At 60.8% G+C, this 14,317-nt stretch carries 17 protein-coding genes; 11 read left to right on the top strand and 6 right to left on the bottom strand.

The window, feature by feature from the left end; translation table 11 throughout:
- Positions 1 to 6 precede the first annotated feature (6 nt).
- Positions 7 to 498, top strand: a complete 492-nt coding sequence (locus ACF8E5_RS05370) for a hypothetical protein (RefSeq protein WP_197844655.1) — start codon at positions 7 to 9, stop codon at positions 496 to 498.
- Between the two features lie 69 nt (positions 499 to 567).
- Here ACF8E5_RS05370 and ACF8E5_RS05365 read toward each other — a convergent pair whose 3' ends face one another.
- Entirely contained in the window at positions 568 to 861 is a 294-nt protein-coding gene (locus ACF8E5_RS05365) for a DUF6555 family protein (RefSeq protein ID WP_023535998.1), read from the bottom strand.
- Positions 862 to 1,086: 225 nt separating this feature from the next.
- Here ACF8E5_RS05365 and ACF8E5_RS05360 point away from each other — a divergent pair, with 225 nt between their 5' ends.
- Positions 1,087 to 2,841, top strand: coding sequence for a glycoside hydrolase family 15 protein (locus ACF8E5_RS05360; protein WP_197844663.1), 1,755 nt, complete (start codon positions 1,087 to 1,089; stop codon positions 2,839 to 2,841).
- 100 nt (positions 2,842 to 2,941) lie between these two features.
- On the top strand, positions 2,942 to 3,412 hold the full coding sequence (locus tag ACF8E5_RS05355; protein ID WP_058605217.1) for a hemerythrin domain-containing protein: 471 nt from the start codon (positions 2,942 to 2,944) through the stop codon (positions 3,410 to 3,412).
- A 38-nt stretch (positions 3,413 to 3,450) separates the two neighbouring features.
- Here the strand turns inward: ACF8E5_RS05355 and ACF8E5_RS05350 are convergent, their stop codons facing one another.
- Positions 3,451 to 4,560 carry a Gfo/Idh/MocA family protein gene (locus tag ACF8E5_RS05350; RefSeq protein WP_197844656.1) on the bottom strand — a complete coding sequence of 370 codons (1,110 nt, stop codon included), beginning with the start codon at positions 4,558 to 4,560 and terminating at the stop codon, positions 3,451 to 3,453.
- 186 nt (positions 4,561 to 4,746) lie between these two features.
- On the opposite strand from ACF8E5_RS05350, the gene ACF8E5_RS05345 reads away from it, so the two are divergent.
- Positions 4,747 to 4,992 carry a hypothetical protein gene (locus tag ACF8E5_RS05345; protein ID WP_058637277.1) on the top strand — a complete coding sequence of 82 codons (246 nt, stop codon included), beginning with the start codon at positions 4,747 to 4,749 and terminating at the stop codon, positions 4,990 to 4,992.
- A gap of 213 nt (positions 4,993 to 5,205) precedes the next feature.
- On the opposite strand, the gene ACF8E5_RS05340 is transcribed toward ACF8E5_RS05345, so the two are convergent.
- Together ACF8E5_RS05340 and ACF8E5_RS05335 are read right to left on the bottom strand one after the other, a co-directional pair.
- Positions 5,206 to 5,430 (bottom strand): hypothetical protein, encoded by a 225-nt coding sequence (locus tag ACF8E5_RS05340; RefSeq protein ID WP_058637279.1) that lies wholly within the window; start codon positions 5,428 to 5,430, stop codon positions 5,206 to 5,208.
- A 73-nt stretch (positions 5,431 to 5,503) separates the two neighbouring features.
- Positions 5,504 to 6,217, bottom strand: coding sequence for a DUF72 domain-containing protein (locus ACF8E5_RS05335; RefSeq protein WP_197844657.1), 714 nt, complete (start codon positions 6,215 to 6,217; stop codon positions 5,504 to 5,506).
- A gap of 129 nt (positions 6,218 to 6,346) precedes the next feature.
- On the opposite strand from ACF8E5_RS05335, the gene ACF8E5_RS05330 reads away from it, so the two are divergent.
- The 3 genes from ACF8E5_RS05330 (at position 6,347) to ACF8E5_RS05320 (ending at position 8,279) form a co-directional block, all read left to right on the top strand.
- Entirely contained in the window at positions 6,347 to 6,496 is a 150-nt protein-coding gene (locus tag ACF8E5_RS05330; RefSeq protein ID WP_153302510.1) for a hypothetical protein, read from the top strand.
- Between the two features lie 64 nt (positions 6,497 to 6,560).
- Positions 6,561 to 6,944 carry a low affinity iron permease family protein gene (locus ACF8E5_RS05325; protein ID WP_058637281.1) on the top strand — a complete coding sequence of 128 codons (384 nt, stop codon included), beginning with the start codon at positions 6,561 to 6,563 and terminating at the stop codon, positions 6,942 to 6,944.
- A gap of 210 nt (positions 6,945 to 7,154) precedes the next feature.
- Positions 7,155 to 8,279 (top strand): mechanosensitive ion channel family protein, encoded by a 1,125-nt coding sequence (locus ACF8E5_RS05320; protein ID WP_058603937.1) that lies wholly within the window; start codon positions 7,155 to 7,157, stop codon positions 8,277 to 8,279.
- Positions 8,280 to 8,339: 60 nt separating this feature from the next.
- Here ACF8E5_RS05320 and ACF8E5_RS05315 read toward each other — a convergent pair whose 3' ends face one another.
- Both ACF8E5_RS05315 and ACF8E5_RS05310 read right to left on the bottom strand, forming a co-directional pair.
- A complete protein-coding gene (locus ACF8E5_RS05315; RefSeq protein ID WP_196127873.1) occupies positions 8,340 to 9,218 on the bottom strand; it encodes a manganese catalase family protein in 879 nt (292 codons plus the stop codon).
- Positions 9,219 to 9,278: 60 nt separating this feature from the next.
- Positions 9,279 to 9,566, bottom strand: coding sequence for a general stress protein (locus tag ACF8E5_RS05310; RefSeq protein WP_196186195.1), 288 nt, complete (start codon positions 9,564 to 9,566; stop codon positions 9,279 to 9,281).
- 298 nt (positions 9,567 to 9,864) lie between these two features.
- Here ACF8E5_RS05310 and ACF8E5_RS05305 point away from each other — a divergent pair, with 298 nt between their 5' ends.
- The 4 genes from ACF8E5_RS05305 (at position 9,865) to ACF8E5_RS05290 (ending at position 14,265) form a co-directional block, all read left to right on the top strand.
- Positions 9,865 to 10,314: a hypothetical protein gene (locus ACF8E5_RS05305; RefSeq protein WP_058637284.1), complete on the top strand. Its 450-nt coding sequence runs from the start codon at positions 9,865 to 9,867 to the stop codon at positions 10,312 to 10,314.
- A gap of 112 nt (positions 10,315 to 10,426) precedes the next feature.
- Complete coding sequence (locus ACF8E5_RS05300; protein WP_392474989.1) at positions 10,427 to 11,905, top strand: MFS transporter; 1,479 nt, start codon at positions 10,427 to 10,429, stop codon at positions 11,903 to 11,905.
- Between the two features lie 84 nt (positions 11,906 to 11,989).
- Entirely contained in the window at positions 11,990 to 12,370 is a 381-nt protein-coding gene (locus tag ACF8E5_RS05295) for a termination factor Rho (protein WP_078478732.1), read from the top strand.
- A gap of 107 nt (positions 12,371 to 12,477) precedes the next feature.
- Entirely contained in the window at positions 12,478 to 14,265 is a 1,788-nt protein-coding gene (locus ACF8E5_RS05290; RefSeq protein WP_392474988.1) for a thiamine pyrophosphate-requiring protein, read from the top strand.
- Positions 14,266 to 14,317 lie beyond the last annotated feature (52 nt).

The following is a 14,317-nucleotide window of genomic DNA, read 5'->3' as shown; positions in this document are numbered from 1 at the left end:
TACCCGATGACTTCCAAGCATTACCCAGCACCCGAAGGCGCCTTTGCCCATCACCGCTTTGGGCGCGCCGGACGCTTCAAATGGCTTGCACTTTTACTACCACTGGGCTTGGCGATCGCCATGGTGCCTGCCAGCCCTTGGTTGATCGATGCCAGGGCGACCAGTGCTGATGGCAAGGTACAGGTGCACTACAAGCGACTAGGTCGCAGCGCAAGCCCTGTCGAGCTATCGATCAGCGTGAAGGGAACGCCGAGCAAGCCGGTTTGGGTACAACTAGGCGGAAGCATGCTTCAGGAAGCCAGCATCGAAACCGTGCAACCGCAGCCGCTGCGCACTCAATCTCAAGGCAAGGCGATGCTCATTGAAGTGGCGACCGACGAAGCAGGAATGGCCACTGTTCACCTGACCGTGCGCAATGACGCACCTGGCCAGGTTACAGGCCACGTGAGAGCCGGCGCCAACAGCGCCGTGCGACTGTCGACATTCTTGTACCCGTAGCCCTGTACGGTTCGGTACAGACGCTTGGACACGCCGGGGCATATGCCACCGGCGTGCAGCTGGTCGAATTCAGGACTTGTCAGTGGCAACCGCAAATTTCTTCATGTCCACCGGGGGCGCGACGAACTCCGGACCTTTGCCCGAGACTCGCCACCGCACGTTGGTCAACCCATAGCGCTCGGCCATGGGACGGCTGACTTTCTTGATCTTGTGCTGACCGAACCGCGGAATGATCCCGACACCTGCATCGCAGCTAGCCCAGTGCCAGGCCTCGGCGTTGTCCATGCGTTCCAGTCGAATGATGAAAGTCCTGAATTCTCCGTGTAGCTCGTACTCGATCACATACAGTTGTTGTCCTGCCATTGGACTCTCCTCCATCAAACTCAGCCTAATGGAGCCAAAGGCGTAACAAAAGATTCCATTTATTTTATCCCGACAGTCATCCTCTTGCCGTTGCCCACGTGATGACGAACTGTTCTCGCTTCGCTTCAGTCACATCAGTACCAATGGTGCAGGAGCTGCAATGTGGAAGACGTATCTGAAAGCCCGCGGCAATGTGCCGAGCCCCAGCGGGACGCCGGTGGATGGCTGGTGCTGGAGCAGTATGCAGCCCTTGGCGATGGGCGCTCGGTAGCGCTGGTAGGCCTGGACGGCTCCATCGACTGGTGGTGCGTGCCGCACATGGATTCGCCCCCTCTGTTCGATCGACTGCTCTCGCCCAGGACCGGCGGTTTCTTCGCCATCACCCCGACCCAGCCCTATCAGGCAAAGCGTCGCTATCGCCCCGGCAGCAACGTGGTGGAGACCGAGTACATCACTGCAACCGGCCGGGCGCGGTTGACCGAATCGCTGAACAGTGGGCCTGCCGGGCGCCTACCTTGGGCGGAACTGGCCCGTCGTATCGAGGGCATCGAAGGGTCGATCGCATTCGAAATCGCCATCGATTTCGGCACCCAGGCCGACACGGTGAGCCCGTACCTGACGCCCAACGACAACGGCTGCGTTTTTCACGCGGGCCATATTCTCGGGATGTTCCTGCATGACCAACAGCTCAGCGTGCGGCGCAAGGACGATATGGGCGTGCGCGCCACGCTCGACACCTCGCCCGGGCAACGTACTGTAGTGGCCTTGATCGCGGGACACGACGAGCCCTTGGTGGTGCCGCCACTCAGCTTGATCGATGACCGAATCGACGGCTCTGATCGCGAATGGCGGCAGTGGTCGCAAAGCCTCATCTATGAAGGCCCCTACCAGTCAGTGGTGGTACGCAACGCGCTGGCGCTCAAACTGCTGCTGTCATCGCCCAGCGGTTCGATCATGGCAGCTGCCACCACCTCCCTGCCAGAGCGCATCGGCGGCAGCAAGAACTATGACTACCGCTTCGCATGGGTGCGCGATGCCGGGTATACCATCGAAGCCTTCCTCGGCATTGGCGCTCAGCCTGAAGCCAAGGCGGCATTTACCTGGTTGCTGCGCAGGCTGGCCGAGCATGGCGCGCAGGTCTTCTACACCCTGGACGGGGCCATGGGCGAATGCACACGCGCCATCGACCTGCCGGGCTACAAGCAATCGCCGCCCGTAGTGGGTAACGATGCCCGCGACCAGTTACAGCACGGCGTATTCGGCGACATATTCGAAACTGCCCGTTGCTTCATCGACACCGGCAACATTCTGGACGGCAGCAGTGCGATGCTGCTGTCACGCCTGGCAGATCAATGCGCCGACCAGTGGCGCCAGCCGGATGCCGGTATCTGGGAGCTGCCAGAAACGCGGCACTACACCTTGTCGAAGATCAGCTGCTGGCAGGCCCTGAGCCGGGCCATCGAACTGGCCGACGGCGGGCATCTGCCCACTACCTGCCGGCAGCGCTGGGCGCGCGAGCGTGACCGTGTTTTCGAGTGGATCGAAAACCACTGCTGGCATGAGGCCCGCCAGGCGTATGTGTTCTACCCAGGCAGCGACAGGCTGGACGCAGGCATCGCCCTGGCGGTGCGCTTCGGCTATCCGGCGCCCGAGCGGCTGCAGAGCACCCTGGACGCTGTGCAGCACAGCCTGTCGGCCGGACCTTTCCACTATCGCTACAGCGGTGCGGTCGAGGAAGAAGGCTGCTTCCTGGCGTGCACGTTCTGGCTGGTGGAAGCCTGGGTGCTGCTCGGTCAGCACCAACGGGCGCAGCACGCCTATGAAGCTGCCCTACAAGGCCTTGACCATGGCGCAGGCATCTATTCAGAGATGATCGATCCTGATACCGCCGAGTACCTGGGCAACCTGCCGCAAGGCCTCACGCACCTGGCGGCGCTACGCGCAGCGTTGGCACTGGGTGGTCGCGCACCGTGTCGATAAGGGGACACGCCAGGCAGGTCATCTGTGCAGCGGAACTGATGGCCTGGCGCTTGACTCAACCCATGGCAACCGTGATTACAACAACCTGCAGAGGTGATCCATGAACGCCATCGAATTGCTGACCCAGGACCATCAGTTGGTCAAGAAACTGCTTGAAGAGCTGTCTTCGACAACAGAGCGCGCAGTGAAAAAGCGTGCCGACCTGCTGGAACGCATCAAGCAGGAAGTCACCATTCATACCGCCCTGGAAGAGGAAATCCTTTACCCAGCCATCAAAGAAGCTGGTGGTAAGGAAGAAGAAAAGATGTACTACGAGGCCAAGGAAGAGCACCGTACCGTCGATTCACTGGTGCTGCCTGACCTTGAAGGCACAGACACCGGCACGGTCGAGTTCGCAGGGCGGGTCAAGGTGATGAAAGAGTTGTTGGAGCACCACATCGAGGAAGAAGAAAGCGAGCTGTTCCCCACGGCACGCAAGCTGCTGGGTAAGCAGCAACTCGAGGAGATGGGCCAGGCGATGATGGCGCAGAAGAAATTGCTCAAGGGCAAGTCGGAACAGCGCGCCGCGTAATCAAGCCTGCGCGCCCTCAGGGGCGCGCAGCTCGCCCGTTATTCTGCCGGCGACTCGGCATCAACCATCGGCGGTACTGGGGCCAGGGCAAAAGCCCTGCGCTGCTCGGATCGACGCGCGAACGGCCGAGCGGGCAGTGGTTCGAGTCGTTGCGGTGTACCGGTTTCAAGCGCTCGCTTGATTGCCTCGACTACCCGTACATCACGCCACCCCTCTTCCCCATCGGGTTCGGGCGCAACGTTGTTGAGGATACAATCGGAGAAATAGGCCGTTTCCCCAGCAAATTGGTCCACCACAGGGTTGACGTGCACACGCGTCTCGCCATCGATGGTGGCCCTGTAGCTGATCGCAACCCCTTCCCCATAACCGAAGCACGGCGAAGCCTCGATCTCGCCCTTGGTGCCCAATAGCTGGAACCGCTCGGTAGACGGCAAGGTATAGCTGACGGTGAACTGCGCCAGCCGCTCGTCTTCGAAGCGCAGGCTCACGGTGACCGTATCCCAGGTATCCATGGTGCTGCCAGGCGATCGAACACCCATGGCCGAGACTTCGATGGGTTCGGCGTTGAACAACTGGCGCACCATGTTCAGGGGATAGGGGCCCATGTCCGGTACCGGCCCGGCCTCGAAACCATTCTGGGCACGGTGGTTATTAGGTTTGACACGCTGCGTGAAGATGGATGTGAACAACCTGGGATCGCCGAAATCGCCCTTATGCACGCGCTCGATCATGTCCAGCGTGCCCGGCTCGCAGTGCAGGCGGTAGGCAACCATCAGCTTGGCACCCGTGCGTTTCGAAACCTCGATCATGGCTTTGCAATCGGCTTCGCTGATGCCCATGGGCTTTTCGAGCAACACATGGATACCGGCTTCGAGGGCCGGCAATACGAACTCACGATGACGGAAATTGGGCGTTGCAATGTACAGTGCGTCCACCTCCCGCGCAGCGAGCATCTGAGCATACTGGTCGTAATGGTAGGTGCGCAGGGCATACCGCTCGCCCAACTGCCGGGCTTTTTCCTCATCTCCGGTGACCAGGACGGTAATTTCCGAGTTGTTGGTTTGCCCGATACCGGGCATGAACGCACCCTGGGAAATCGAACCGCCGGCCACTACACCATAACGGACCTTGCGTGCTGTGCTGGGCATGACACCCCTCCTCTAGAACATGATTCAAAGCAATACCTCTGAAGTGGGCAAGCCGAGGCCGGGTGAGGTTCAAAAAAACGTTGGCGTACGCGCTTTCATCGCAAGGCGTGTCTGGGAAAGAGGATCGATCTGAACCCGGCTTCGACTGGCCGGTCCCACGAACAAACCAGGACCGAGGACCGTTCGATGGAGGCTTGGATCGATTGGCTGGAATGGCCGGCCATGGTGTTGACGGTAGTGGCAGCATGGTGCATAGGCTCGCAGCGACCCGCCCGGCGCAAGGTCGGCTTCTGCTGCTTCATTGCAAGCAACCTGTTATGGGCAGCCTGGGGTTGGCAAGCCGAGGCTTGGGCGCTGATCATTCTGCAGTTCACGCTGTGCGTCATGAATCTGCGGGGATGGAAGAAGAATACGATGATGGAGCCGGGTTGACGTGGGGCTGCTCAGGGTCTGCTCAAGGCAACGCATTGCCAAGGGTGAGCGGTCTTGCCAGAGCGCCAGACCTGCCCCGAGAACTCAAGGTGCGAAGCTGCAATATCAGGGCGGCGCTCAAATCTTGGGGCCGCTTTGCGGCCCATCGCAGCAACAAGTCGCTGGCTTGAATTTCAGGAAAGCACAGCGCATGCAGCAAAACGACCCCATCGCTTAACGATTCAAGCGCTTCTCCACGTTTTCAGTCTGCTGCTCGATCGCCCGGGTCTGCTCCTCCAGCTCCTTGATGGAAGTCGGGGTGATAGCCTTGTCGATGGCCTCGGTGGCCGGATCAGGGCGTTCCAACACAGGATCAGGTGACTGCTCGCCTTTTTGCGCTTCCTCTGAAGAAATCGGACGCGGAACTTTGTCGCCGGTGTGGGTGTGAGTGTCTTTCATGAGCATCTCCTACGTGAACAGGGTGTCTTTATGAGCAGAGCGCAACGCTGGGGAAAAGTTTGATCCGCTTCGCTCAGCCCAGGTAACTGCGAACCGACAACCCATCGCCGACAGCGGCGCCACTGGCCGTGTTGTCAAAGATGCACCAAGTGATCGCCCCTTGGGCATGGGCGCGTTTCAATTGGACGGCAAGTTGCCGTAGGCATTGATCGGTATAAGCGCTCCGATACATCACCGGTACGCCGTGCAGCCGCCAATACGCTATGCCTGACCAGCCAGAGGGCTGGCCGTCTAGCTCGAATCTGGAGGGGCTTGCCCCCACCTGCCCTACCTGAAGGTCGATCAGCAGCTGTTGAGCTGAACGCCATGTCTCATGCCGAGGTTCGACGACTACTGGCTTGTCGAACCTGCACCGCAGTGCTTCGAAAAAGCGCCTGACTACAGCTTCGTCAAACCCTAGCGACGGTGGTAACTGGACGAGCAAGCAGCCCAACTTCTCTCCCAACTCCCCGCATTGGGCCAGAAAGCTGTCCAGCGCCGTTTCACACCTGTGCAGACGCATTTCATGGGTGATCGCCTTGGGCACCTTGACCGAGAAGCGAAAGTCCTCAGGCGTCGATGCGGCCCAGCGCGCATAGGTCTGCGGGCGATGGGGCCGGTAGAACGAACTGTTGATTTCCACAGCACTCAGGCGCGCGGCGTAGCGCTCCAGATGGCCGCCTGCTTCGGGAAAAGCCGGAGCATGCTCCTTGGGCAGGCTCCAGCCTGCACAGCCTAGGTAGATCATCTCAGTAGCCCCTTGACCTCACTCGATGGTGGAGTCGCTTGAGTGTTCAGGCGTTCCACTTGGCAGATTCGATGGAACACCCGGCAACGGGCTGGGCACTAACGCAGCACATCCCAAGAGGAATCCACCATGACCGCCCCCACTCAACCAGACCCCTATGTGGACAACGTACCGCACAATCCGGGTGATCCCATTGAAGCACCTGAGCAGGAACCCACCGAACCGGCTCCCGAATGGCCGGAAGGCCAGGTACCACCCGAAGAGCAATCTGACGGCTGACCCTTACACACTTGGCGGCGCACATTGCGTCACCTGAAACGCTGCAATCACCAGGAGGGATCCGATGAAGTTCGCGCAGTTCTGTCAGTGGCTATCCAACCAGGCCGGCCGCCCCAGCACGTTCTTGATGGCCATCGTGCTCATCATCATGTGGGCGGTTTCCGGCCCATGGTTCCACTACAACGATACCTGGCAACTGATCATCAACACCTCGACCACTATCATCACCTTCCTGATGGTGTTTCTGATCCAGAACACCCAGAACCGAGACAACGACATCATTCACGTCAAGCTCGACGAGCTGATCCGCGCCACTCAATCGGCGCAACGTTCGGTGCTGGACCTGGAGGCCATGGACAGCAAGGCCCTGCGCGAGCTGCGCAAGGAATACCGTGCACTGGCCGCACGTACCGGCACACCGCTTGAAGACGACGCGCCGCAGCCATGATGTGCCGCATCAGCGCATCGCTGGACCGGGCCCCACTTGTTGTCCACCGTGGACCAATCAATGGCCTACACGCGCACGGGCCCCTACCCGACCCGCACAGTTCATCTGTCCAGGATCGACGTGCACGGATCATCCGATAACCATTCGCAGGGCAATTGTTTTGCTCGACGCCTGACACCTCGAAACCTTTGCTAGAGGAGGCAAGCCTTCATGAGCGATCGCATCATCACACTGTTCACCGATACCACGTTCTTCGGTATCTCCATTCTCAACCTGTTACTCGCAGTCACTGTGGCCGTACTGACGTTCCTGGTCGCCAGGGCAGCCATCAGTTTCGTACAGCGGCGCGTCAAGCACTGGTCCTCGCATTCCGGGGCCTTGAGCCATGTGGTGGAGAAGGTCCTGTCAGGCACCAGTAACTCCCTGCTGTTTCTGGCTTCGCTGCTGGTGGGGTTGAGCATGCTCGACCTGCCGGAGCGTTGGTTGAGCCGGGTTGGCAGCCTCTGGTTCGTCGTCGCAGCGCTGCAGATCGGCCTGTGGGCCAACCGTGCCATCGGCCTGGGCCTGGATCGCTACTTCACCCGTCACAACCCGGACGGTTCCCAGCAGAGCAGTGCCCTGGCCACGTTGTCGGCCTGGGGTGCGCGGGTGCTGTTGTGGTCGATCGTGCTACTGGCCATGCTGTCGAACCTGGGCGTGAACATCACCGCCTTCGTCGCCAGCTTGGGTGTGGGCGGTATTGCGGTCGCTCTGGCTGTGCAGAACATTCTGGGTGACCTGTTCGCATCGCTGTCCATCGCCGTGGACAAACCGTTCGAGGTAGGTGACTTCATCGTCATTGGCCCCCTGGCCGGCACCGTCGAGCATGTTGGCCTGAAAACCACGCGCATCCGCAGCCTGGGCGGCGAGCAGATCGTCATGGCCAATGCCAGCATGATCAGCAGCACCATCCAGAACTACAAGCGCCTGCAAGAACGTCGCATCGTGTTCGAATTTGGTCTGTCCTACGATACGCCTACCGAGGCGGTGAAGAAGGCGCCCGGGATCGTCGAGGAAGCGATCAAGGCTCAAGCCCAAGCACGCTTCGACCGAGCGCACTTGCGTGGCTTCGGCAAGGAGGCGCTGGAGTTCGAATGCGTCTACATCGTGCAGGACCCAGGCTACAACCTGTACATGGACATCCAGCAGGCCATCAACTTCAAACTGCTTGAGCGGTTCTCGAAAATCGGCGCCAAGTTCGCCGTACCGGTGCGGGCCATCAAGGTCACGGCGTTGCCGCAGGAGGCGAACGTGCATGCGCAAGGGCGAGACAACATGGGTATGCGGGGGGCGTGAACGCGTGACATGTAACGCTTGAACGTAGCAGCGGACCCGACGGTCCGCTGCCCTGCCGGTTCATATAGGCTCATCACCATTGACCTTGCCCAATTCGGCACCGGTCATTGGCTGCAGGTCGGGATTGGACTGGGTTCTCAGCTTCATGGCCTCCACTGCGTCTGCACTGGCCCCATCGAGCTCCACCGACGCCATACCATTACCGCCATCGACGGCCGGTTGCGGCTGATCCACGTAGACCCAATCCTGGCCTTCGTTCCATGAGCCGCGCACCTCCCCGCCGTGGGACATGTTGAAGTAGGTGCGGTTGAACTCGGGATCACCCGGCATTTTGCCCTGCGGGAAGTTAGGTTGGATGGAATGCAGCGCTTTCTCGAAAGACATCTGATGGGCAATTTCTCGGCTCATCAGAAAACCGAGCGCATCCTTGATGCCGGGGTCATCGGTCACGTTGATCAGACGCTCATACACGATCTTGGCGCGGGCCTCGGCGGCAATGTTCGAGCGCAGATCTGCCGTCGGCTCTCCAATGGTGTCGATGTAGGCAGCGGTCCAGGGAATGCCACCAGAGTTCACCAGCGCAGCGCCACCCCCATACAAAAGGCTGGTGACATGCGAGTCGTTACCCGCGCCGGTGAGTGATCGATACAGTTCACCCTCGGCTTCCACCCCTTCGGCCAGACGGCCTTTGGCACCTTTGTTGAGCATCACCACGATCGATCCGATGATCTCAAGGTGGCTGAGTTCTTCGGTGGCGATATCGAACAACATGTCCTTGCGCCCTGGGTCATCCTCGGTCACGGCCTGGGTGAAATAGCGCATCGCGGCGGCAAGCTCACCCTGAGGCCCGCCAAACTGTTCGAGCAACAGGTTCGCAAGCCCAGGGTTGGGCTGGGAGACACGGACGGTGTACTGCAGACGTTTGTTGTGCATGAACATCGGTAAATCCTCATCATCGTGCCGGGGCAGCGGTCACTGCCTCGGCCGGTTCAACGTTGATCAACGATTCTCATCGCTCGAGCGGCCACCGCCGTGGCTGTTCTTGCCGCCTTCGCGGCCCGCCTCAGCGGCTTTCTGCGGATCATTGGCGAAGTTGCCTCCGGAGGCCTGCCCACCTTTACGGCCCGCTTCGGACGCTTTCTCACGGTCGTTGGCGAAATCACCGCCTGATGCCTGGCCTCCCTTGTGACCTGCCTGGGACGCTTTCTCTCGGTCATTGGCAAAGTTGCCTGGGTTGGTGTTGGAGCTGCCGCCTTGGTTTGCATGCTTGTCGTCATTGCTAGCCATGATGTTCATCTCTCATGTGTTCACACAGGTTGGTCTGTGTTCATGGGTGACCCGCAGCAAACGGCGGCTGGTCAAAGCAATTCACTCCAGCCTGACGAATTGCGCGAAGCACTGTTGGTCGAGCGTTTGGGACCCTTGAGCTTGTCGCAATGTTGAGGTGCACTCAGGACGAAGGCGGACAAATGACTGTCGTGCCAGTAGTTACGGGCTCAGCTAAGCCCGTTCGTCGATTACCGGGCACGGCCGGCAGTCCAACCTGACGAACACTACGAGGACACCTCATAAAAGGAGCTTCATCATGACAATGCTAAAACCTTCCTCCCTGCTGCTTGCGCTCTGCCTGGGCGCATCTGCGCCGGTGGTCATGGCAGCAACCAACATGAATGATCAACACACCCCCAGCATGCAATCGGGCGATCACGGCACCATGAATGGCAACAGCGGCGCCACCGGTTCTGGCACCCCGGGCGATGGCATGGGCACCGGAAGCGGCACCGGCAGCAACGGCACCGACGCCACGGGGGGCGATGGCACTGCTCCCGGCTCGGGTACCGGTACCGGTAATGGGGCGAACACGGGCGCCGGCGGCACCGGGAGCGGCTCGGGCATGGGCGGCACCGGGAGTGGCGACATGGGCGGTAGAGGCGACATGGGCGGCAGCGGCGGTACCGGTATGGGCAGCGGGACCGGGAGCGGCGGCTCAGGTAGCGGTGCCGGCGGCGCAGGCGGCTCGGGTGGTGGCAGCTGATCATCCGGTGCATGTGACTCGCGCTATGGCTAACCAAGCCTGACACGTGGAATACAAGGGCTGCTGTGCAGCCCTTCCTTCAAACGACAGCTACAACAGACTTGAGGCTGACGTGGCGACTGAATCCAGACACCACACACACGCCAGTAGTCACGACCAGCGCTTCTACGACACGGATATCCCCGCCCGCCTCGATCGACTGCCATGGACACGATTTCACACGTTGCTGGTGGTAGCGCTTGGCATCACCTGGCTACTGGACGGTCTGGAAGTCACCCTTGCCGGGTCGTTGGCCGGCGCCTTGAAGGACAGCCCTGCCCTGGCCATGAGCAACCGCGATGTCGGCCTGGCTGGTGCCATCTATATCGCCGGGGCAGTGCTCGGCGCGCTCTTTTTCGGCTGGCTGACCGACCGCCTGGGTCGGCGCAAGCTGTTTTTCATCACCCTGGCGCTCTACATCGGCGCCACCGCTGCCACGGCATTTTCCTGGAACCTGTGGAGCTTAATGGTCTTTCGCTTTCTCACAGGCGCGGGCATCGGTGGGGAATATACCGCTATCAACTCAACCATCCAGGAGTTCACTCCAGCGCGCTACCGTGGCTGGGTCGACCTGACCATCAACGGTACGTTCTGGCTAGGCGCTGCGCTGGGTGCAGTGGGTGCCATCGTGCTGCTGAACCCTTCGATGGCGCACGGTGATCTTGGATGGCGCCTATGCTTTGGCATTGGCGCTGCGTTGGGCCTGCTGATCATGCTCATGCGGCTGTGGGTGCCGGAAAGCCCGCGCTGGCTGATGATCCACAATCAACCCGAGGCGGCTGAACGCATTGTGGCCGACATCGAGCGCAGGTGCCGCGATCAAGGCTTGGCACTGCCTGCACTTGACAGCCCGCCCCTGCAATTGCGAGCCAGGCACCACACGCCTTTGGCCGAGGTATTTCACAGCCTGTTCGTCGTCCACAGGCGCCGGGCCATGGTAGGCCTGACGCTGCTCACGGCGCAGGCCTTTTTTTACAACGCCATCTTCTTCACCTACGCCCTGGTGCTGACCGACTTCTACGATGTGCCCTCCTCCAGCGTTGGCTGGTATGTCCTGCCGTTCGCGCTCGGCAACTTCTGTGGCCCTTTGTTGCTCGGGCGGCTGTTCGATGTGTTAGGGCGGCGCATCATGATCAGCACCACCTATGCCCTGTCGGGCGTATTGCTGACCCTGAGCGGCTATCTGTTCGAACAGGGGATGATCAATGCCGTCGAGCAAACGATCGCGTGGATGGTCATCTTCTTCTTTGCCTCGGCCGCGGCCAGCTCTGCTTACCTCACGGTGGCAGAAACCTTCCCGCTGGAGATCCGTGCCCTGGCCATTGCCGTGTTCTATGCATTCGGCACGGGGCTGGGTGGCATGGTGGGGCCGACGTTGTTCGGTGCCTTGATCGAATCGGGCGAGCGTACCCAAGTCTGGTATGGGTACCTGCTCGGCGCTGCGCTCATGCTGGCAGCAGCAGTCGTCCAGGCCGTTTACGGGGTAGCCGCAGAGCGCCGGTCACTGGAGCACGTCGCCCGCCCCCTATCTCAGGTGGAATCCGCCGATTAAAGGGCCCGCCGTCCGTCCGCCCATCGGCACTCGAGCGTGTGCTGGCCTTCAACCCTAATTCCCATCCAATGAGGAGCGACCACCATGGCACGCGGCGACAAGGACAAGTACACCCAAGAGCAAAAGCGCAAAGCCGAGCACATCGAGCAAAGCTATGAGGACAAGGGTTTGCCCAAGGACAAGGCCGAGGCGCGGGCCTGGGCCACGGTGAACAAGCAATCCGGCGGGGGCGACAAGAAAGGTGGCTCCGGTAGCAAGACGAGCAGCACCGACAAGAAAACTGCACGCAGCGACTCTGCCAAGCGAGCCGCCAAGTCCCGCGAGGGACACCCGCGCAACAGCTCAGCCTCGCTGGAATCCCAGACCAAGGAGAGCCTGCTCAAGGAGGCGCGCAACAAGGACATCAAGGGCCGCTCGACCATGACCAAGGCCGAGTTGATCGAAGCGCTGCGCAAGCACGGTTGATCTGCAAGGGCTGTTTATCCCGGTCAGCTGAACCGCTTCAAGTCCGTTGAAACTTTAGTCTTCCCTGCCAAGTCCAGAACTTATCCGAGACGCGGCAGGAGAAGACGATGAGCGGCACTGTAGGCGATTTTCTGGTCGAACGGCTGTACCAATGGGGCGTACGCCGCATCTTTGGTTATCCAGGCGACGGAATCAACGGTGTGTTCGGCGCCCTGAACCGCGCGGGCGGCAAGATCCAATTCATCCAGGCCCGGCACGAAGAGATGGCCGCCTTCATGGCCAGTGCCCACGCCAAGTTCACCGGCGAGTTGGGCGTGTGCATCGCCACGTCCGGGCCGGGTGCCTCGCACCTGCTCACCGGCCTGTACGACGCGCGCATGGACCATCAGCCGGTCCTGGCCATCGTGGGCCAGCAAGCGCGTGCCGCCTTGGGCGGTCATTATCAGCAGGAGCTGGACTTGGTCTCGATGTTCAAGGACGTCGCCGGTGCGTTTGTGCAGCAGGCATCCACGCCGCAACAGGTACGTCATCTGGTGGACCGCGCCGTACGCACAGCCGTTGGAGAGCGACGCGTGACGGCCGTGATCCTGCCCAACGACCTGCAGGACCTGCCCTACGAAGACCCGACCCGTGCCCATGGCACCGTGCATTCGGGCGTTGGTTACAGCAAACCTAAGGTAGTCCCCTTCGATGCCGACTTACAGCGCGCCGCTGATGTGCTCAATGCAGGACGCAAGGTCGCCATCCTGGTCGGGGCCGGCGCGCTGGGGGCCAGCAAAGAGGTAGCCGCCGTGGCTGAGCAACTGGGTGCCGGCGTTGCCAAGGCCCTGCTTGGCAAAGGCGTTCTGCCCGATGAACTGCCGTGGGTAACGGGCGCCATCGGCCTGCTGGGGACCGAGCCGAGTTATAAACTGATGGCCGAATGCGACACGTTGCTGATGATTGGTTCTGGCTTCCCGTATTCCGAATTTCTGCCCAAGGAAGGTCAGGCGCGCGGCGTTCAAATCGACCTGCAGCCAGACATGCTCAGCCTGCGCTATCCCATGGAGGTGAACCTGGTCGGTGACGCCGCGCAGACGTTGCAGGCATTACTTCCATTGCTGCACACGCGTCCAGACCACAGCTGGCGCAAGAAAATCGAGAAATGGCGCGCAAGCTGGGACAAGACATTGAGCAAACGTGCGCTGGTCAAGGCCGACCCGATCAACCCGCAGCGAGTGGTGCACGAGCTATCCCCGCGCCTGCCAGATCTGGCGATCATATCCAGTGATTCGGGTTCGTGCGCCAACTGGTACGCCCGCGACCTGATGATCCGTGAGGGGATGCAGTGCTCCTTGTCGGGCGGCCTGGCCTGCATGGGCGCGGCCGTACCTTACGCCATTGCTGCCAAGTTCGCCCACCCGACCCGGCCAGTGATCGCCCTGGTGGGCGACGGCGCCATGCAGATGAACAACCTCGCCGAACTGATCACCGTGGCCAAATACTGGCAGCAGTGGGAAAGCCCCACGTGGATCTGCGCGGTGTTCAACAACGAAGACCTCAATCAGGTGACCTGGGAGCAGCGCGTGATGGAGGGCGATCCGAAGTTCGAAGCCTCTCAATCGATACCCGACGTGCCTTATCACTTGTTCGCCATCTCGATTGGTCTTGAGGGCATCTACGTCGAGCGCGAGGAAGATGTCGCCCCCGCCTGGGAGCGCGCACTGGCAGCTGATCGCCCGGTGCTGATCGAGTTCAAGACTGACCCCAACGTAGCGCCACTGCCGCCGCACCTGAAACTCGAGCAGGCCAGGAAGTTCGCAACCACCTTGCTCAAGGGTGACCCGGATGAGGCCGGCGTGATCGTGCAGACCGCCAAGCAGGTGCTGAGCGCGGTACTGCCTGCCAAGAAATGACAAGGGCCTGGCGCTTGGGATGAACGTTCCGGGCGCTTGACCAGTCGCACTC

It is taken from the genome of Pseudomonas sp. WSY_20 (assembly GCF_043104335.1).
GTDB lineage: Bacteria > Pseudomonadota > Gammaproteobacteria > Pseudomonadales > Pseudomonadaceae > Aquipseudomonas > Aquipseudomonas parafulva_B.
The sequence above is the reverse complement of the archived record's forward strand: the minus strand, read 5'-3'. Positions and strand labels throughout refer to the sequence as shown.